At 42.2% G+C, this 19,283-nt stretch carries 21 protein-coding genes and 1 riboswitch; of the genes, 1 reads left to right on the forward strand and 20 read right to left on the reverse strand.

Annotated features, from left to right (window positions below; all coding sequences use genetic code 11):
- Nucleotides 1-21 precede the first annotated feature (21 nt).
- Both glgB and AC6F33_RS09155 read right to left on the reverse strand, forming a co-directional pair.
- Nucleotides 22-1,968, reverse strand: a complete 1,947-nt coding sequence (gene glgB, locus AC6F33_RS09150; protein WP_255748110.1) for a 1,4-alpha-glucan branching protein GlgB — start codon at nucleotides 1,966-1,968, stop codon at nucleotides 22-24.
- A 352-nt stretch (nucleotides 1,969-2,320) separates the two neighbouring features.
- The gene (locus tag AC6F33_RS09155; RefSeq protein WP_370646016.1) at nucleotides 2,321-3,205 is read right to left on the reverse strand and encodes a 5'-3' exonuclease; all 885 of its coding nucleotides are present in this window, start codon (nucleotides 3,203-3,205) and stop codon (nucleotides 2,321-2,323) included.
- A gap of 182 nt (nucleotides 3,206-3,387) precedes the next feature.
- On the opposite strand from AC6F33_RS09155, the gene AC6F33_RS09160 reads away from it, so the two are divergent.
- On the forward strand, nucleotides 3,388-4,245 hold the full coding sequence (locus AC6F33_RS09160) for an alpha/beta fold hydrolase (protein ID WP_255748107.1): 858 nt from the start codon (nucleotides 3,388-3,390) through the stop codon (nucleotides 4,243-4,245).
- A gap of 173 nt (nucleotides 4,246-4,418) precedes the next feature.
- On the opposite strand, the gene AC6F33_RS09165 is transcribed toward AC6F33_RS09160, so the two are convergent.
- The 18 genes from AC6F33_RS09165 to hbs all read right to left on the reverse strand — a co-directional run bounded on the left by AC6F33_RS09165 (nucleotide 4,419) and on the right by hbs (nucleotide 19,206).
- The gene (locus AC6F33_RS09165) at nucleotides 4,419-4,892 is read right to left on the reverse strand and encodes a QueT transporter family protein (protein ID WP_255748194.1); all 474 of its coding nucleotides are present in this window, start codon (nucleotides 4,890-4,892) and stop codon (nucleotides 4,419-4,421) included.
- Between the two features lie 23 nt (nucleotides 4,893-4,915).
- A riboswitch (PreQ1 riboswitch) is annotated at nucleotides 4,916-4,964 on the reverse strand.
- A gap of 135 nt (nucleotides 4,965-5,099) precedes the next feature.
- Nucleotides 5,100-5,780: a zinc metallopeptidase gene (locus AC6F33_RS09170; protein ID WP_255748106.1), complete on the reverse strand. Its 681-nt coding sequence runs from the start codon at nucleotides 5,778-5,780 to the stop codon at nucleotides 5,100-5,102.
- A gap of 174 nt (nucleotides 5,781-5,954) precedes the next feature.
- On the reverse strand, nucleotides 5,955-6,743 hold the full coding sequence (locus AC6F33_RS09175) for a sporulation protein YpjB (RefSeq protein ID WP_480947322.1): 789 nt from the start codon (nucleotides 6,741-6,743) through the stop codon (nucleotides 5,955-5,957).
- Between the two features lie 102 nt (nucleotides 6,744-6,845).
- A complete protein-coding gene (locus AC6F33_RS09180) occupies nucleotides 6,846-7,391 on the reverse strand; it encodes a YpiB family protein (RefSeq protein ID WP_255748103.1) in 546 nt (181 codons plus the stop codon).
- Between the two features lie 63 nt (nucleotides 7,392-7,454).
- The gene (locus tag AC6F33_RS09185) at nucleotides 7,455-8,711 is read right to left on the reverse strand and encodes a tetratricopeptide repeat protein (RefSeq protein WP_500777020.1); all 1,257 of its coding nucleotides are present in this window, start codon (nucleotides 8,709-8,711) and stop codon (nucleotides 7,455-7,457) included.
- Between the two features lie 190 nt (nucleotides 8,712-8,901).
- Nucleotides 8,902-9,720, reverse strand: a complete 819-nt coding sequence (gene trpA / locus AC6F33_RS09190; RefSeq protein WP_255748100.1) for a tryptophan synthase subunit alpha — start codon at nucleotides 9,718-9,720, stop codon at nucleotides 8,902-8,904.
- Entirely contained in the window at nucleotides 9,717-10,886 is a 1,170-nt protein-coding gene (gene trpB, locus AC6F33_RS09195; RefSeq protein ID WP_500778150.1) for a tryptophan synthase subunit beta, read from the reverse strand. Before trpB ends, trpA begins: the two co-directional genes overlap by 4 nt.
- A gap of 52 nt (nucleotides 10,887-10,938) precedes the next feature.
- Nucleotides 10,939-11,589, reverse strand: coding sequence for a phosphoribosylanthranilate isomerase (locus AC6F33_RS09200; protein WP_500777021.1), 651 nt, complete (start codon nucleotides 11,587-11,589; stop codon nucleotides 10,939-10,941).
- Complete coding sequence (trpC, locus tag AC6F33_RS09205) at nucleotides 11,570-12,355, reverse strand: indole-3-glycerol phosphate synthase TrpC (RefSeq protein WP_500778151.1); 786 nt, start codon at nucleotides 12,353-12,355, stop codon at nucleotides 11,570-11,572. The genes AC6F33_RS09200 and trpC overlap by 20 nt, the downstream gene beginning before the upstream one ends.
- A gap of 4 nt (nucleotides 12,356-12,359) precedes the next feature.
- Nucleotides 12,360-13,385, reverse strand: a complete 1,026-nt coding sequence (gene trpD, locus AC6F33_RS09210; RefSeq protein WP_255748096.1) for an anthranilate phosphoribosyltransferase — start codon at nucleotides 13,383-13,385, stop codon at nucleotides 12,360-12,362.
- 301 nt (nucleotides 13,386-13,686) lie between these two features.
- Nucleotides 13,687-14,478, reverse strand: a complete 792-nt coding sequence (locus AC6F33_RS09215; protein WP_255748094.1) for a CheR family methyltransferase — start codon at nucleotides 14,476-14,478, stop codon at nucleotides 13,687-13,689.
- Nucleotides 14,479-14,518: 40 nt separating this feature from the next.
- Nucleotides 14,519-14,941 (reverse strand): nucleoside-diphosphate kinase, encoded by a 423-nt coding sequence (gene ndk / locus AC6F33_RS09220; protein ID WP_255748092.1) that lies wholly within the window; start codon nucleotides 14,939-14,941, stop codon nucleotides 14,519-14,521.
- A 98-nt stretch (nucleotides 14,942-15,039) separates the two neighbouring features.
- The gene (locus AC6F33_RS09225) at nucleotides 15,040-16,008 is read right to left on the reverse strand and encodes a polyprenyl synthetase family protein (RefSeq protein WP_255748188.1); all 969 of its coding nucleotides are present in this window, start codon (nucleotides 16,006-16,008) and stop codon (nucleotides 15,040-15,042) included.
- A 57-nt stretch (nucleotides 16,009-16,065) separates the two neighbouring features.
- Entirely contained in the window at nucleotides 16,066-16,785 is a 720-nt protein-coding gene (locus AC6F33_RS09230; RefSeq protein WP_255748186.1) for a demethylmenaquinone methyltransferase, read from the reverse strand.
- A 5-nt stretch (nucleotides 16,786-16,790) separates the two neighbouring features.
- The gene (locus tag AC6F33_RS09235) at nucleotides 16,791-17,585 is read right to left on the reverse strand and encodes a heptaprenyl diphosphate synthase component 1 (RefSeq protein WP_255748090.1); all 795 of its coding nucleotides are present in this window, start codon (nucleotides 17,583-17,585) and stop codon (nucleotides 16,791-16,793) included.
- Nucleotides 17,586-17,639: 54 nt separating this feature from the next.
- A complete protein-coding gene (gene mtrB, locus AC6F33_RS09240) occupies nucleotides 17,640-17,870 on the reverse strand; it encodes a trp RNA-binding attenuation protein MtrB (protein WP_255748089.1) in 231 nt (76 codons plus the stop codon).
- Nucleotides 17,871-17,898: 28 nt separating this feature from the next.
- Nucleotides 17,899-18,462, reverse strand: coding sequence for a GTP cyclohydrolase I FolE (folE, locus tag AC6F33_RS09245; RefSeq protein WP_255748087.1), 564 nt, complete (start codon nucleotides 18,460-18,462; stop codon nucleotides 17,899-17,901).
- Nucleotides 18,463-18,933: 471 nt separating this feature from the next.
- Nucleotides 18,934-19,206, reverse strand: a complete 273-nt coding sequence (gene hbs / locus AC6F33_RS09250; RefSeq protein ID WP_023510384.1) for a non-specific DNA-binding protein Hbs — start codon at nucleotides 19,204-19,206, stop codon at nucleotides 18,934-18,936.
- Nucleotides 19,207-19,283: the final 77 nt, after the last annotated feature.

Genomic DNA, 19,283 nt, shown 5'->3' on the forward strand with positions numbered 1-19,283 from the left:
TGGCACACAGCCTACATTTTCTCAAGCTTGGTCATAGGTCATCATTGTTTTTCTTTTTTTTGTCTCCTTCATAAGAATACTCATTCCTAACGGAGGAATCGTCAGTTCAACATGGTGCGGCTGATTATGAAACGGCTCGTCTATCGATTCAATGGGTTTGCGATTACATTGTCCGGATCCGCCGAAAGTTTCTGAATCACTATTAAACATCTCTAGATACTTGCCGCTTGCCGGCACACCAAGCTTAAAATGTTGATAAACGTTTGGTGTAAAATTACATATGACAATGCAATAATCGCCTTTTCGTTTTCCTTTTCTAAAAAAGCTGATCATACTTTGATCAGCGTTGTCGGCATCAATCCATTCAAATCCTTCCTGCTCGTGATCTAGCCGCCACAGGCAGGTCATTGTTTGATAGAAATGATTCAACGCAACGGTGTAATGATGGAAAGCGCGATGCATCGGAAAATCAAGCAAATTCCAGTCCAGTTGCTCCAAGTCCTTCCATTCATCAAACTGAGCGAATTCACTGCCCATGAATAGTAGCTTCTTCCCCGGGTGGGTCATAAAATAGCCATATAAGACACGTAAGTTAGCAAATCGCTGCCATTCATCGCCTGGCATTTTGTTCAATAAAGACCGCTTTCCGTAAACGAGTTCGTCATGTGAGAAAGAAAGAATAAAATTTTCCGAATAGGCATAAAGCATTGAAAAAGTAATCAAGTTGTGATGATGCTGCCGCTCGTTGGGATCAAAGGTCATATACTTCAAAATATCATGGACCCAGCCCATATTCCATTTGAAATTAAAACCAAGCCCGCCTTTATCGGTCGGCCCGGTGACCATCGGATAATCAGTTGCTTCTTCAGCAATCATTAATGCAGAAGGAAATTTAATGTATACAGCTTCATTTAGTTTTTTAATAAAATCAATGGCTTCCAAATTTTCATGACCGCCATATTTGTTCTTCAATTCAAAGGGGAGATCGTTATTATGGTTTAAATAAATCATTGACGATACAGCATCAATGCGAAAGCCTTCGACATGGTAGACATCCATCCAAAAGCGTGCATTGGAGATCAGAAAGCTGACTACCTCATTTTTACTGAAATCAAAGTTATATGTCCCCCATTGAGGGCGATCAGCTAATTTAGGATCACATGGCTCATAAAGTGGAGTACCATCAAATTTACCGAGACCATGAGTATCGCGGCAAAAATGTGCTGGCGTCCAATCAAGGATCACGCCTATGCCCCGGCGATGACAAGCATCGACAAAATACATGAAATCATCTGGGCTGCCGAAGCGGCTTGTCGGCGCAAAATAGCCGGTAATCTGGTATCCCCAAGAACGGTCGTAAGGGTGTTCCATAATTGGCATGAGTTCAACATGTGTAAAACCGTTTTCAAGAACATAGTTAACAAGCTCATCAGCAAGTTCTTTGTACGTCATCAGTCGATTGTTATCCTTTTTTCTCCACGAACCAAGATGGCATTCATAAATTTCCATTGGGCGATGGTAATCATCAACCTTGTCCCTCTGTCTCATCCATTTAGCATCATGCCATTCGAACTGATCAAGACGGCAAGTCAAAGAAGCAGTGTTTGGTCTTGTCTCAGCATAGAAAGCATATGGATCTGCCTTCAAAACAATTGATCCGGAAGGAGTTTCAACCGCGTATTTATAACGTTCCACAACCCCAATGCCTTCAATAAAGGTTGTCCAAACTCCCGATTGTTTCACCGGGTTCATCTTGTGTCTGCCCACTTCCCAATCATTAAAGTCGCCGACAATAGAGACCGCGCGTGCGTTGGGAGCCCACACCGTGAACCGAAAACCGTCGTTGCCGCCAATTTGTATATAATGAGCACCGAATACTTTGTATCCCTCATGCAAAGTACCTTCGTGAAAGAGATACAGATCAACATCATTAGGGGATAACTGCGGCTCATTTTCAATCGTTAACATTGATCCACGCCCTTTTATTATTATTATGGATTGGACGATTTTCTCGTGTTCTTTTAACATGCTTCTTTTCATGCGAGAGAATCATTGCAATCACTGTTCTTTTAAAGTTTATAGTTAAACATTCAACGGAAATCGTTAAATTCCTTCATCAATAGACGACTATTTTTTGTCAAAATAGAGAAAATAGTAAAATTATTTACGATAAAAAAAAGCAAGATCAGTTCTCTGATCTCCTCTATTTTAGATTTCAATTAATTATCCAATTTGTTTTATGGTCTATTTACTTACTAAATGCAAGCGCAATCTCATTTCATAATTCATGAGTTAATATAAAAGGTACTGCTTTTGAAGGCTATTCATTAGCCAAAAATACAGAATTCGGACCTTCCTGATTCCATCTTTGTTTCACCAGGTCATATTTTACTAACCGCATCCCGAGCTGATCTACTTTCTCTATGAATGAATCAGTGACTCCTGAATAACCGGCACTCTCCAAGTCTATCGAAACCGGTGCATGACAATTAATTTCTGCCAATCGGCGTGAGAGATGAAGCATATCTATATCCATGCTGATTTTCTTCTGCTGTCCATTTGGCAGCATGTCCAGATGATCGATTATTGAGTCAATGCTTCCGAACTGTTTAATCAACTTAATGGCAGTTTTTTCGCCGATACCGCGAACACCTGGATAACCATCGCTTGAATCACCCATTAGCGCTTTCACTTCAATGAATTGACGAGGTGTCACACCATAATGATCATAGAAGGTTTCTTCATTAAAACTACGGTAATTGCCGTAGCCTTTTTGAAGAATATCTACATGAATGCGCCGATCCAGAAGCTGCAGCAAATCTCTGTCCCCTGTAACAATAGAAACATCGAGTTCATCTTGAGCTTTCTTGGCGAGAGTGCCGATACAATCGTCTGCTTCAAATCCGGACACACCGATATTAGGAACGCCGAATGCATCAATCATTTCCTTTGCCAGATCAAATTGAGGTACCATTTCAACAGGCGGTGCGGCTCGGTTTGCTTTATATCCGTCGAATAATTCATTGCGAAAGGTTTTTGATCCCATATCCCAACAAACCGCCAGATGCGTTGGCTTTCTGCTTTGGATCGCCATCAAGAGATGGCGTAAAAACCCCTGAACACCATTAGTTGGAATTCCTTGATCGTTGAACATAAATTGGCCCGTAGGGGCCGTTGCATAGAATGCCCGAAAAAGCAATGCCATTCCGTCAACAAGTAATAATTGCGGTTGATTTGCCAAAAAAAAGCCTCTCTTCATTTAAGCTTTCTTCATTATATCATGAACTTTATCTGAAACTGGAACAAAAAGACGGTTTTAAAAATCTGCCATTTGCGATAAGCTATAAAAAGCGATCCACAAACGGATCGATAATTGGAGTGTTTTTTATGAAAGTAAGTCATGTTATTTCCCTTTTCATCGCCGTTGCATTAATCTCAGTGAGCTTTTATTTCTTTTTCGGAAAAGCAGACATGAATCAATTGAAAATCGCTGATTCATCGGTAAAAACATCCGCAACTCAAACAAATAAACAGCAGATTCCTACCGTGTTCATTCACGGATGGAAAGGCTCGGAACGATCGTTTCGCACGATGTTTCAGCGTTTACAAACGAATTACGATGGACCGGAACGAGCAATTGTAATAACTGTCGAACCGAACGGTGTTATTAAATCAAGTGGAAAAATCACGAATCAAAAAATCCCTTTGATCCAAGTCATTTTTGCAAGCAATCACGAATCCATGGAACAGCAGGCTGACTGGCTGAAGAATGTCTTCTTAGTTTTGAAACGTGATTATGGACTTAAGCAAGTAAATGTCGTATCTCATTCAATGGGAGGAAAAGCTTTTACTTGTTATCTTGAACAGATAAAAGATCCTTCTGACTACCCCTCGATAAAGAAGTATGTAGCAATCGCTGCCCCGTTTGATTGGATTAATGGTCCACTGAATGACAAAGACTATACTCTTGAAGCACTTAAACGGGAAAGTTATTTATTTCAGCACCGCAGCCGCTTGCCGCAGAATCTGAATGTATTGGCGATCGCCGGAGAGATGCGAAATGCTGTGGAAGGTGATGGCGTTGTTTCATGTCAGAGCGCTTTTTTCGGTCAGTATTTTTTTAATCGGGCTCATTATCAAGAAAAAACAGTATATGGTCCGAATGCACAGCATAGTATGCTCCACGAAAATCCTCAGGTTGACCAATTGATTGCGAAATTTCTGTGGAGTATTCATCCGAAATAAGAAAAACAACTGTGGTCCGTCGTACTGGTGCGCGAACATCCCACGCTTTTCACTATTTAGGCTTGAAATGAACGGCTTTCTTCGCAAGAGCATTATGACAAGGATTATGTCGTTCGCCAATTACTTAGCAAAAAAACATCCGAGTGATTATCGGATGCTTTTTTTGTTTTTATTCAAATCAATTTTTCAAATGGAATACGGCGGCTGATCGCATACATAATCGGAGCACCAATTAACATTACGGCACACTCGCCAATTGCAACCGTAAGCCATGTCCATAGAAACGGCAAATGAAATACGATTGACAGTTCCCATGCAATAAGGCACATGGTTAGTGTAAACACACCCGTATTGACCAGCATTCGCGCCCAAATATTCTTTACAAATTTGGAAACGACAATTGTAATTAAAAGCGCTAAAATCGATTGTCCCGTGCCGAAGATCAAGTCGTATGGGAGCAGCGGAGAAAAAAATAAATTACCGATGAATACACCGCAAATAATTCCCCAAAAGTACTTCTTGTTAAACACGATGAAATGGTTCAGCATCTCAGCGATTCTGAATTGAACAGCAGAGAAACTGATCGGCTGCAGAAAAAAAGTAAGCACGATATACAACGCTGCTAAAATGGCATTAACTGCCAACATTCTAATTGTCTTCAAACAAAAACTCCTCCTTAGTTTTTTGATAAACGTGGGATGGTTTCGAACCACGTGAGCATACGCTCAAACTACTCTATTGTAATATAAAACAATCCTTTGTCAATTTTATTTTCTCGTACTTTAGAAAAACGCAAAAAAACCGCGGCCTCATTAAAGGCGGCGGCCAATCATTTATTCGTTTACTTAATGTATTTACTCTTCGCGATTAGACATTGTAATCATCAGAATGAAACGAATGAGTTCCATCAAAGATACCAGTGCCGCGGCGACATAAGTCATAGCCGCTGCTGAAAGAACTTTTTTCGCTTGTTTTTGTTCATCCTCTTGAACGATGCCTAATGAAACAATCTGTTTCAAAGCCCGCCCGGATGCATCAAATTCAACCGGAAGCGTAACCAACTGGAAGAGAACTGCAGCAGCAAAGAATAGAACACCGATCGAAGCCAGCTGCATCATACCGAGGAATACGCCTGCCAAGATAAGAATATAGGACAAATTCGATCCTAAGTTGGCAACAGGAACAAGTGCACTGCGAACCCGCATAAATGTATAGTCCTTAGCATCTTGAATCGCGTGTCCCACTTCATGGGCGGCCACAGCCGTTCCGGCTATTGAAGCACCATGATAGATATCTGTTGATAAATTAACCGACTTGTCTCGCGGATCATAGTGATCCGTCAAGGAACCGGCAACCTCTCTTACCGTTACATCGTAAAGACCATTGGCATCTAAAATGCGTCTTGCCGTTTCAGCTCCGGTCATACCGGTTGAATTACCGACTTCAGAATAACGTGAGTACGTCGAACGGACACGCATCTGCGCCCAAATAGGGATCAGCATTAACACGCCTAAATAAATCAGGTATTGAATCATGCTCATTCCTCCAAAACTGATCATTTGAGAATGTTCAGAACCGAGACAACATACCAAAACATGCGCAATCAACCTTTCAACGCAATCATTAAGCCGTTGTCGATTTCGATGAACAAACTTCTTTATAGTCAATTTTAGTCAAACTTTGATTGTTTGTCAAAAAATTAAACCTTATTACCTCACATGTTCCCGGCGCAAATGTTCTCCCATATAACGGCGCCATGACGCATAGGCAAGCACACAAACAATAATCCCGCCAATAATTGTGGCTAATCCCACCATACTTTCCTCGTGATTCTGCGAAGATTGATCAAATACATTATTCAATTCGCGATCAATCCCATTCAATTGTCGAATTCTAGTGCTCGTTTTTAAGCTTTTCTCCCGTTGATCACTGAATGAATTGATTTGCTTATTGACTAGATTTACCACATCTGTTTGGCCGTTGATAACCATCGCCGGATAAACAACCGCATATTTATCTAGAAATTCGTTAAGATAATATTGAAAACGTTCATTATCCTTATTATTAAGTGCGGATTTCATTTTAGACACCGGTGCAGTAACTGCAGAATGCAAATTTTTCCATAAAGGTTTTCCATCCGGCGCAAGAGCATCAAAAACCAGTCGAAGTGAGACTGCAGCATCGGTAATTTCACGTTGATTTTCACCTGAATTGGCCATCAGAACCTTTAATTTGGCAATAGCTGTGTTTATAACTCGCTGATCTTTTTCTGAATAGTTCTGCGGTGAACGATTCCATTCCTTACTTAATTCATTGAGCAAACTGTACGCTGCAGTATCTTGATTTGCATCTGTATACTGAAATACGCGATCAGATAAATTGATTAAGTCTTCTGTATGATTTTTAGCAGCTTTTGTGTCATTTTCTGATCGTCCTTGTACAGGAAAACCGATAAAAAGAATGAAGGAAATAAATATGGCAACCAGCTTCGCATTCATTGCTTGTCCTCCTTTTAACTCCTAGTAATGACTATATGAGTCTTGGGACAAGAGTAGACCGCTAAAGCTGCTTGCCAACAAATTTTTCATTTGACAATTTGCTTACCTTTGATATTTTTGCAATTGGTTTAATTGTTTGGACAACAGATAAAATTGATCTTGGTTCCCCTGATCAAGCGCCTCATTAATTGCCTTATTCAACCGATCGGCAATAAAATTTCGTTCCGCTTCAACAGCCGCGCAATTTGCCATTTCCCCATATTTTTCATGTACATCTACAGGGTTATTCGGGTTTTCTTCCAAAACGGAAAAATAGATTGGAGAGCGGCGTACCGTTTCAATGTCCAGCTCCATGTAAATATCTTCTTCTTGGTTCATACGCAAATCATGAAACGCTTTCTCAGGATCATTGGTTTCAACAGTTGTTTTTACATAACGAAATATAGGGCGTCCATTATCAGGACATCCAATCGTGATCGAGCGGCTGACACGCGCCACTTCATCAACAATATGGATCAAACCAAGCAATTTATCGTTGCTCATCAGATAATGAAGCAGCCAAATAATTTCTCGGTTAGTTAGCAAATGACGATCTAAAATCCAACGAAGAAACGTTTTCTTCTGTCCATTTGATACCGTCTGTTCCATTTTGCCGTACCCTCCTGTCCCGCTTTCGCATTCATCAGTCTTTATAATGGATATATTCGCTGTTTAACCTAATTCATCCTGCTTAATTCGCTCAACAAATGAAGCGAGATCTTGGTTTTCCGGACTTAACTGTGACGCCTTTTCTAACAAAGCCAAACCCTCCCGCTGCTTACCTGTCTCTCTTAAGAATTCGCCGTACTCCTGCAGAAACTCGGGATTGTTCGAAAAAGCTGTTTGACACCTTTTGTATAGATCAGCCGCTTTTTTTATGTCATCGGTTTGATTATATGCTGTGGCAAGGAACCAGATGAGTGTTGGATCATCACTTTCAACAGATGAAAGCAAATCGATAACCGCATCATAATCCTCTGCCTGCACATTTAATTCTGCCAGATGCGTTAATGCGTCCATATTTTCCGGATTCTGCTCCAGACACTTTCTGAAGTATTCCGCCGCTTTTTCTTTTTCATGCATTTTAGCTGCTAATATTCCTGCGGATTCATACAATCTTTCATTATATTCATCCTGTTCAATGCCCGCCTCAATAGACTCCATTGCCTTATCCAGCTGTCCCTCATGCTCATAGGCCTCTGCCAGCACCGTATAAAGTGTACTGTAACCCGGATCCATTGTCTTTAAAGTCTCCAGTGCTTTGATGGCCTTACGATGCTTGTGAATCTGCATTGCTGTAATGGCCAGCCCAAATAAACCATCGAGTGTTTTCTCCTTCTTTAACCCAAGCTCGTACTCCCGTATGGACGATTCAAAATTGCCGCTCAAACTCAGTGCTTCCGCAAGTTTCAAATGAACATTCTGATCCGAAAGCTCCTTATTATCCTTTACCTCGATGAAGCAATCCACTGCCTTGCTTGCCTCGCCAATCGATAAATAAAGTTCACCAAGAGCGAGAATCAGAATCGGCTGATGCGGTGAAAATTTTAGCGCACCGAGAAGCTTGTGTTCTGCAACCTCATCAAGACCTTCAAGTTGATAAAGGTCGGCAAGCATCACCTGCGCACTCAAAAAATTTTCATCTAATGGATGAATTCGCTGCAAATATTGAATGGCCGTCGATTCGTCATTTTTATCAATCAAGAGTTCGGAAAGCTGCAAAATAAGTTCGCTATCATTCGGATAGCGCTTAAGCAGTCCCTCATACGTTTTCTGAGCATCATCCAAAAATCCGTATTGCTGAAAAACTGACGCTGCACCAAATTGTGTTCGATCGTCTCCATTTAAAACAAGATCATGAAGCAGCTTAATTCCTTCTTCAGTTTGTCCACTATCTAATAATGCGGTCGCTGTTTCTAAAGTACGCATGCTTTAATTCCTCCCCAAAAAACCGAACAATAACCTACTTTAGCCATCATAATCAACTTTCATGCCGACTTCAAGAAGGACTAACTGTGATTGCACATTTTCATATATATAAGGTCAGAGGAAGAAAGGATAATTAGAGTAAAAAAACCTTGACAGCTTCATGCAGTCAAGGCTTGAATTCTTCCTCAAATCATTTATTTACAGGCACAAACAGTTTCTCACAAAGCAGCCTGCGTATTTGATCAACAGCACTGGAACGAGTACCTGAGTCGGCTAATTCTATCGTATACCGCCCAATTAACGTTACAATTGCGCTTCCTACGATAAAACCATCGGCATGATTTTTGAGTTCTTCTACCTGCTCAGAAGATGAAATACCAAAACCAACAGCAATGGGCAGCTCGCTTACCTTTTTCACACGTTTGAGAAATGGAAACACATCCGGATGAAAGCTTTTTCTCATCCCGGTAACGCCGAGTGATGACACGCAGTAAATAAAGCCTTGCGCCTCATTACAAATCATGCTCAGCCTGCGATCAGATGTTGTTGGTGCGACAAGCGAGATCAGGCTCATATCTTGCTTGCGGCATGTATCCGCAAGCAGCCGGCTCTCCTCATAAGGGAGATCAGGAACAAGCAGCCCGTCAACTCCAATAGTTTTTGCCTGTTGAAAAAAGACATCAACCCCGAATTGCAGGAGTACATTGGCATAGGTGAAAATGATAACCGGAATTTTTAGTCCTTGTCGGCGCATCATTTTAACGAGTGCCATTGCATCAAACAGTGTTTCGCCGTGGCTGAGTGCGCGTTTTGAGGCTTCCTGAATTACAGGCCCATCCGCCAAGGGATCTGAGTAAGGAATACCAAGCTCAAGTGCGTTCGCTCCGATTGATTGAAGCATGAGCGCAATCTGAACGGTTGATTCATTATCAGGATCTCCGGCGGTGATAAATGGAATGAACAGCATGCCTTTATCTTTCTTTATATACTCACGCATCCTGGCTGTCATTGGTGGTCACCACCGTTTTCTTCATCCATCACATGCAGTATTGTCTGCACATCCTTATCTCCGCGTCCGGAAAGACAGACAAGTACATTTTGATCGTGTTTCATTGCTTTTGCTCGTTTCATTGCCAAAGCGAGCCCATGTGCACTTTCTAGTGCGGGCAGAATGCCTTCGAATTTAGATAATTTAATGAGTGCGTCAACCGCTTCGTCATCTGTGATCGCCTCATAGGTCACACGTCCTGATTGATATAGATAGGCGTGTTCAGGACCAATACCCGGGTAGTCCAATCCAGCCGAAATAGAATAGGGCTCGGTAATCTGCCCATTTTGATCCTGAAGAAGATATGTTTTCATGCCATGAACAATACCGATGCTTCCCTTAGTCAGTGTAGCCGCATGGGCATCGGTATTAATCCCCTTGCCTCCTGCCTCTGCACCAAATAATTGAACAGAATCTTTGAGAAAAGCGGTGAATAATCCCATAGCATTGCTTCCTCCGCCGACACAGGCAAAAGCGGCGTCAGGCAGTTTGCCAATTTTATCGATCATCTGGGACCTTGCTTCATCGCCGATTATTCTCTGAAAATCGCGGACAATCATTGGATAAGGATGGGGTCCGACAACCGATCCGTCAATGTAAGCTGTGTCCTCAACGTTTGCTGCCCAATAACGAAGCACTTCATTGACCGCATCCTTCAACGTTCCATTTCCCGAATGAACGGGAACAACTTCTGCACCCAGCAGTTTCATCCGGAATACATTAAGCGCCTGACGTTCCACATCGACAGCACCCATAAAAACCGTGCAGGGCATTCCGAAATACGCGGCAACCGTAGCAGAGGCTACCCCATGCTGACCGGCACCGGTCTCTGCGATTATCTTCTTTTTCCCCATTCTGCGCGCGAGTAATGCCTGCCCAACAGCATTATTGATTTTATGAGCCCCGGTGTGATTCAAATCCTCCCGTTTCAAAAAAATACGAGCTCCACCGATTAGATTGCTCAATCGTTCACAATAGGTCACGGGTGTCGGTCTGCCGGAATACTCATGGAGAATCCGATGGTAATCGTTTAAAAATGAGGGGTCATCAATTGCTTCTTTAAAGCCTTGTTCAAGTTCCAAAACTGCGTGCATCAATGTCTCTGGGACATATCGTCCGCCAAACATTCCATAGCGCCCATTTTCATCAGTTCTGTATTTTTCCTCCAACTGCGGCTGTCTAATCACCGTAACACACCTTCTCTTCAATTTTTCGTATTAATGCTCTGTCTTTACGATGCTCACGTTCAATACCTGATGCGATATCAATCCCAATTGGATGATAGGTCAACAGTTCAGAAATATTTTCTGAGGTAACTCCCCCAGCGACAAAGCATGGGACATGCTGATGATCTGCTTCACGCATATATTCCGGTATGCTCGCCCAATCAAACGATAAACCGGTGCCGCCAAGCTGCCCCTTTACTTTCGTATCAATAACAAATCCATCGACAATATTCTGGTAGCATCGCATCATGTAACCTGTCATTTTATCGTGATGAAGGGCCATCCATATCGGCAGCTTTATTACACTTTTAATCGAAGCGACTTGTTCAGGCGATTCCTGCCCGTGAAGCTGGATAAGATCTAGTGGAACTTCCTGCAGGACCAAATTCATCTTTTCAAGTGAATCATCAGCAAAAACGCCGACTAATTTCTTGCCGATCGTAGGTCCAAACCGTTTAATCCAATGCGCAACCGATTTTGGACTTACTGTTCTGTTACTCCTGTCCGTAAAAATAAATCCAATAAAATCTGCTTGGCTTTCAACAGCTGCCTGCATATCTTCGAAAGATTGATTTCCACAAAATTTAAGTAAGGGACGCGTCATGCGAAACACCCTCACCAAATAGTTCCCTGATTTTCACTTCCGGCGAATCAGAACAGATCAGTGCTTCACCGACGAGTGCGGCATGTGCACCTTGCTCTAGAAGATAACAAACATCCTGCGCACTACGGACTCCGGATTCGCTGATCATGACCGCTCCCTTTGGAACAGCAGCAGCTACCTCTTTCGTGACAGACAACCTAGTCTCAAATGTCCTTAAATTCCGATTATTGATGCCGATGATCTCCGGAGTAAATATTTTGAGAATAGGATCTAATTCGCTCATACTGTGCACCTCCACCAATGATTCCATGCCGCGTTCTTCGGCCGCCAAATAAAACTCATGGAGTTTCACGGGATCAAGTGCAGCGGCAATCAAAAGAATGGCATCAGCGCCGCAGCGAGCGGCTTCCTCAATCTGCCTCTCATCTATGATAAAATCTTTACGTAGAACCGGCAGTTGAACCTTCGCCTTTACAGCTTTTAAGTCCTCAATTGAGCCATGAAAATAGGTATGGTCAGTGAGTACACTGATCGCGTCAGCACCTGCGTGAGCATAGACTTCGGCAACATCTTCTGCCACAATACGGCGCGCAAAAACACCTTTCGATGGTGATGCCTGCTTCACTTCAGCAATTAACCCCAATTTGTGATTTGGATGCGTCAGAGCTGTTTTCAGAGAATAATGAATGGCTGAATTTGTATTTTTTTCCGGCATCGAAAAAACGGCGAGTTCTTCCGTCTTTGTCTTCACTATTTTATCGAGAATAGATTCAGGCATGAGCTGCCTCCGTCGTTTGCTGACGCATCAGATTCAGCTGATCGAGCGCTGCACCAGAATTAATCGCTTCCTGAGCTTCATGAACACCTTCGGCAATTGAACGTGTTTTGCCTGAGACATAAAGTCCTGCGCCGGCATTTAGCAAGACAGCATCAGCTGCCGTTTGATTTTTCCTGCTGCCTGCAAATATCGTTTCAATTAATTCCGCACTTTCTTTCGGATTTTTGACTCGGATATCCGCAACACTTCCGGCAGAGAGACCAACATCTTCCGGCGTCAAAGAAAAGGTTCGAATCGTTCCGTTTTCAATAAGAAACGCATTCGTACGTCCGGCAATGGTCAGTTCATCCATCCCATCTTCGCCGGTTACTACCAGCGTCCGCTGTGTTCCTAGCTTCACTATAGTCTGGGCATAGCGTTCGGCAAGGTCTCCGCTATATACCCCGAGAAGCTGACATTCAGCGCCAGCCGGATTCGTCAATGGTCCGAGTTGATTAAAAATGGTTCGGAAACCAAGTGCCTTGCGAGGTTCAATGGCATATTTCATTGATGCATGATAGAGCGGTGCAAATAAAAAGCACATATGTGTTTGATCAAGCAGTTCAGACGCGTATTCTGGCGTTGATCGGATATCAATCCCCAACGCTTCCAATGCATCGGCAGCTCCGCTGGTCGAGGAAACAGATCGGTTACCATGTTTGGCAACATAGATACCAAGAGAAGAAAGCACGAGTGCAGCCGCTGTTGAAATATTAAAGGTTGCGGAACCGTCTCCCCCTGTTCCAACGATGTCAATGAGCGGTTGCTTATAGTGAAGCGGTTTGGCATGGGCACGCATGCTGCGCACTGAACCCGCCAATTCATCAACGGTCTCTCCTCTCATACTGAGAAGGGATAAATAAGCGGCTATTTGGCTTGAAGAAGCCTTTCCTTCCATGATTTCATCCATCATTTCTGCGGCTTCCTGTTCTGAAAGCTGCTTTCCTGTTACTAAATCCTTCAATGTTTCTTTGAACATGGGCTCCACTCCTCTTTTTGAGGAATGAGCGGGTGTGAGTTGCTTAGAGGGGAATGGATATAAAAAAATCCAAGGAAAAACAATAAACCCCACAGGAAGCCCTGTAGGGTGTGGCAGCAATAGTTATAAACCCTCAGCTCTTCTCAACTGTGCTCATTCTCTTTTCTCATCTCAAAAACCTTGGCCGATCGCGCCCTCCGGCTCAATCCGACCTTTACAAATTAATAACTTCATAACGTAAATTCATCATAGTCAACTTGTTTGTAACTGTCAACTGTAAATAAATAATAAATTTGAATAATCAACGTTCATTTGCTGTTTTTTGATAAAAAAAGGTTTCTGTCGAACGCAAATGATATGCAGCGGGGCTGAATATTTGTTCTGTACTTCCAACAAACAGAGTACCATCTGGCTTTAAGGAGTTGCTCAACTTTTGATAGATCGTCTTTTTACCTTCTTCAGTGAAATAAATGAGCACATTTCGACAAACAATGATATCAAATTGACCAGGGCTCGGGTCTAAGAGCAGGTCGTGCTTCATAAAGGACACCGTCTGTTTCAGATCGTCCTCCACTTCAAAGAGCAGACCTTTTTTTGAAAAATGCCGTCGTTCATCATCAGTTAAGGCCTCAATTGCCTGCTCCAAATATGTGCCTTGACTCGCCGTGTTTAAAACTTTCTGATCTATATCCGTGGCAATAATTGAAAATGTATTCTTAGACATATATTTGCTGCAAAGAATCGCCAATGAATATGGCTCTTCTCCTGTCGAACATGCAGCACTCCAAACACTCAGTTGTTTCTTTTCAGATGCTAGATTGCGAATTTTATTTTCGAGAATGTCCCATCTAGAACGGTTTCTGAAAAATTCGGTCACATTGATCGTCATCCGGCTCAGTATCTCGTCAAGCAGTTGCTTATTCTCCCTCAATTGATGTGCATAGGCCACAAAGGAAGGAATCTCTCTTCTTAATCGAAGCGAATTCAGACGGCGTTTCATTTGTTCTTCTTTATATAGAGACAAATTGATACCTGTGAGCTGAAAAAACAAGCTTTTAAACTGCTCGTAATCTTGCTCTACTACCTCGCTCATTGTTTAATCTCCTCAATCAAACCCTGATTCATTTTTCCACTTATTCATGACTTACAAATTCATCCGCTTGAAAAAAGAGATTAATTTCTCGATCTGCATTTTCAGGTGAATCTGATCCATGAATAACATTTCGATTCATACGTGTGGCATAATCTCCACGAATTGTTCCTGGTGCTGCCTTTTCAGGATCAGTGGAACCCATCATGAATCGCGAGAGCTTAATAATGTCCTCACCTTGCCAAACCATAGCAAACACCGGACCGGAAGTCATAAATGTCGTCAGGTCTGTGTAATACGGCCTTCCTTCATGTTCATAATAATGCTTCTTGACCAATTCGTCGGATATAACCATGAGTTTGCCGGCAATCATTTTAAAGCCTTTTGCCTCAAACCGTGCAATAATATTTCCAATCAATCCTCTTCTAACAGCATCTGGTTTAATCATTAAAAATGTGCGTTCCATTATCATCAGGCTCCCTAAACTTAGAATTAGCATCGCAATCGCATGAACCGTTGTGCATCAAAATGTTACAAATGCAGACTCACTTGCAGCTTATTTGATTAATAGTTTCTTGTCCCAATATAATCCGCTATTTCTTTTAATGAGTGAGTCACACGCAATTGCGGCAACTGTTCCAAGATTGCTCTTGCTTTGCTTAAATAAGCATCACTCAAATGCTCCGAATCTTGTATCGCTCCGCAATTGCGAATGGAATATATGACTGAATCCCATTCTGACTGCTCCGGATTTTCTCTCTCCAGAACATGCAAAATAGCGTCTCGCATTCCATATTTATGCAACGCAAAGAATGTAGGCAATGTGATATTCCCGTTCCGCAAATCACCGCCCGCCGGTTTTCCCAATTGTTTCTCAGTCCCAACGATATCAAGAATATCATCAGTCATTTGGTAGCTCATTCCTAAATAATAGCCAAAATAGTAGAGGCTTAATCCTACCTTCGAAGAGCATCCCGAAGCTAGGGCTCCTAACTGGCAGCTGAGCGCCATCAGCAAAGCAGTTTTTCTTTTGATTCTTCTGAGATAAATGCGCAAATTTTGTTTCCAGTTATACAATTCTTTAATTTGATCGATTTCACCAAGGCTTAAATCACGAATGACTCGCGATATACTCAAATGAATTTCATGATTATCAAAATCAGAAATTAATTCAATCGCTTTAGCAAAAATAAAATCTCCGGTAAACATCGCCACTCGATTATCCCATTGTGCTTTAACCGTTGGTTTTCCGCGTCGAAGATCCGAATCATCAACGACATCATCATGAACGAGAGAAGCCATATGAATCAATTCAAGCATGACAGCCGAGTTCATCACTTCTTCACGTGAAGGATCGCCGTATTGCGCGCAGAGCAGTGTCAGTAACGGGCGAATACGCTTCCCCCCTGCTCTGAGCAAGTCAAGTGAAGCTTCGTTCAGAATGGGATGAGGTGCCATAAGCACCGATTCCAATCGACCTTCAATCTGTTTTAAGTTACTTTTCTGTTCCTTGTAAATTCGGGTCAGGGTCATCTCTTTCACCTTTCGTTACCGCTCATTATGCAAACAAATTATTGCTAAAAAAAGCAATTACTCGTGATCCAGTGGTTTGGTTCCCTTATGGATTGCAGCAATGCCACCCATTAATGAGCATACCGATATATTTTCAAAACCGGCTTTTCGGAAGAGTTCAGTTAATGTTTTCTGATCAGGGAATTTTGATGCAGACTCATTTAGCCACGCATATTCTTTATAGCTACCGGCAAATATTTTTCCAAGAAGCGGCATAATAAATCGAAAATAAAAAAAGTACAGCTGCCTGTATATCGGTATTTTAGTTTGTGATGTTTCGAGGCAGACAAGACTGCCGCCAGGACGCAAAACACGATTGATCTCCTTTAACACAGTCAAATAATCGGGAACATTTCTGAGACCGAATCCGATCGTTGCTCGATCAAATGATGCATTTTCATAAGGGATAGCCATCGCATCGCCATTTACAAGTTTGACGTTCTCAAGTTGACTTGATTCTTTTTTATGCTCGGCAATTTGCAACATATTATCGCTGAAATCAAGACCGACAACGCTTCCTTGAGATCCCACTATCTTTGCCATTGAGATCGCCCAGTCGCCGGTCCCACAACAAACATCAATAACTCGATCTCCTTCATTTGCTGCGACAATCCGATCCGCTTTTTGCCGCCACACCTTATGACGATTAAAACTAATTAATGAATTCATCGCGTCATAGTTCTTATAGATCTTTTGAAAGACACGGTGAACCTTCTCATGTTTCTCTTCCTGCTCCATCATCATTAATAAGTCCCTTCTCCAACACCTTCAGCCATTCGGCTGAGTTGATCGCGCAAATAATCAATGATCTGCATCAGCCATTCTGAATGATTTTCCTGCCTGTCCAGAGCATGAATCAAATGTGCCGCTTTATTCTTAATTTCTTGATCAAGCTTGACGGTCAGTGTCTCGACACTGCCTAGAACGGCTTGCGAAAAATAGCTGGTTCGTTCGCAATTCCCATGCGCTTTTCTTTCAATGACAAGCCTTTTTATTAAAAAAAAGGCATTTAAGTAAGGAATAATAGGCGCTTGACCGAGTTGGCGGGCAATCTTCTCTACAAGAGCGCTCTCAATTTTCATCACAGCTTCCAATGTTTCAGACCAATTCAGACGTGTTTTTGAATAAAAAAACGCACATTTATGTATATTGAACGTTTGGATCGCCTGCGCCACCCATTTGACAACCTCCATATTCGATTGGCGCGCAAGTGAATAATAATATAGTGCACTGTAAAAATCTCCGGATAGTACAGTCAGTTGTCTCTTCTTTGTTGCTTTTATGTCAGAACATTTTTCAATCGTCATCGTCTCATGGGTGTTCAAGCCAATTTCCGCTACCATAACGCTCTTAGCATGGGCACCGGCGTTCAGCGTTGATTCTTGTTGGCGAAACAACAAATAATAAATCATGAGTTTATCCCGATCAATTATCGGTTCCGGTAAAATTGTTTTTACGTAATCATGATTTAATTCGTTTCGAAGTTGATGATAGATTAGGTCTAGCTCCTCATTTAGCGACAATTCAGTACCCCCCATGCAAATAATCACCACAAGATTTGTCCTCACTCCAAATGGTGATGACCTTGTTGATCATTCCGATGTGATTGTGCCGTGCTTTGTTTGTATGGTTGCTTTACCGTGTACTTTAATTGCCGAAGTGTGCTCTGTAAATTGTGCGATCATTACTTCACCTTTGTCGAGCTTTTCCGTATGAAAAAACCGTGTTTCCGCACCGCGAGTCAGCCCAATGACATTGACACCGTCTGCTTCTGCTTTAATAACAAAATAATCGCCCAATACTTCTTCATTCCTTAGTTCCATGATCCATTCCTCACTTTTTCATTTGGAATTAATGGTTAATTAATGACATCGCTTCTGCTCGAGCGGTTGAATCCTTTTGGAAAACGCCGCGCACAGCCGAAGTAATCGTTCGTGCCCCAGGCTTTTTTACTCCCCGCATCGTCATGCACATATGTTCCGCTTCAATGACAACAATAACGCCATAAGGACGAAGCGTTTCCACGATACTGTTTGCTACTTCTGTTGTCAGCCTCTCTTGAAGCTGTGGGCGTTTCGCAACTGCTTCAACTGCTCTGGCAAGCTTGCTCAGCCCGGTCACTCGTCCGCCTCTTGGTATGTATCCCACATGAGCCTTACCGAAAAAAGGAACCAAATGATGCTCGCACATTGAATAGAAGGGAATATCCTTCACTAAAACGAGTTCTTCATGAGCTTCATCAAATGTTTTCGATAAGTATTCTTTCGGATCCTGCTGCAATCCTTGAAAAATTTCTTCGTACATGCGCGCCACTCGTTGAGGCGTCTCAATAAGACCGCTCCGATCCGGATTCTCGCCAATTGCTTCAAGAATCATTCGCACAGCCTTCTCTATTTTTTCATGATCCACGTTCACTGAAATTTGCCTCCCAATCTATCCTGCCCGTCGCACCTAATCATAAACTAAACGCCTCTTGATGCTTTCACCATAGAATCATAAAGCCGTTTTGTATTAGTAAAGTTTACAAAAAAAGAAACAGTGGAGACACAGCATAATCAACTTCAACATTCCTGTAGTGTATCCGCTTCTGCCTTTGTTCATGTTCGCCTGTGTCAGAATTCCTAAGTAAACATAAATCACTTGTCCTAGTAAAAAATTTTAGCATAGGCAAACATAAAAATAAAGGAAAGTCGTCCTTACTTGATCTTATTTATTCTCATTTAACCGTGAATGTTTTATGCGGCTCCATTCATTTTTTATCCCTTTCAACACGAAGAGGTCCTGTTAACTTCTGCAGAATCATGTAAAGTTAGCATCTTGTGTAGCAAAAAGAGCCATCCAAAACGGATGGCTCTTTCGTACTTACGTCCTATGTATCGTCTCAGATCATTGGACGGCTTCTTTCAATGCTTTACCAGGCTTAAATGCTGGAACTTTGCTTGCACTGATTTCGATCTCTTCGCCCGTTTGAGGATTGCGGCCTTTGCGAGCAGAACGTTCGCGAACCTCAAAGTTGCCAAATCCGATTAATTGAACCTTGCTTCCACTTTTCAAAGCATCGGCAATCGTTGACAGGACAGAATCAACCGCTTTTGTAGCATCTTTTTTGGATAATTCAGCAGATTCTGCAACCGCAGTAATCAATTCAGTCTTATTCAACACTTTCACCTCCTTAAAAAGGAATAACTCCTTTTTGCGCTGGATGAAACATCAACAACGCTTATAATATACGATGT

The organism is Sporolactobacillus sp. BBK16-2 (assembly GCF_059878335.1).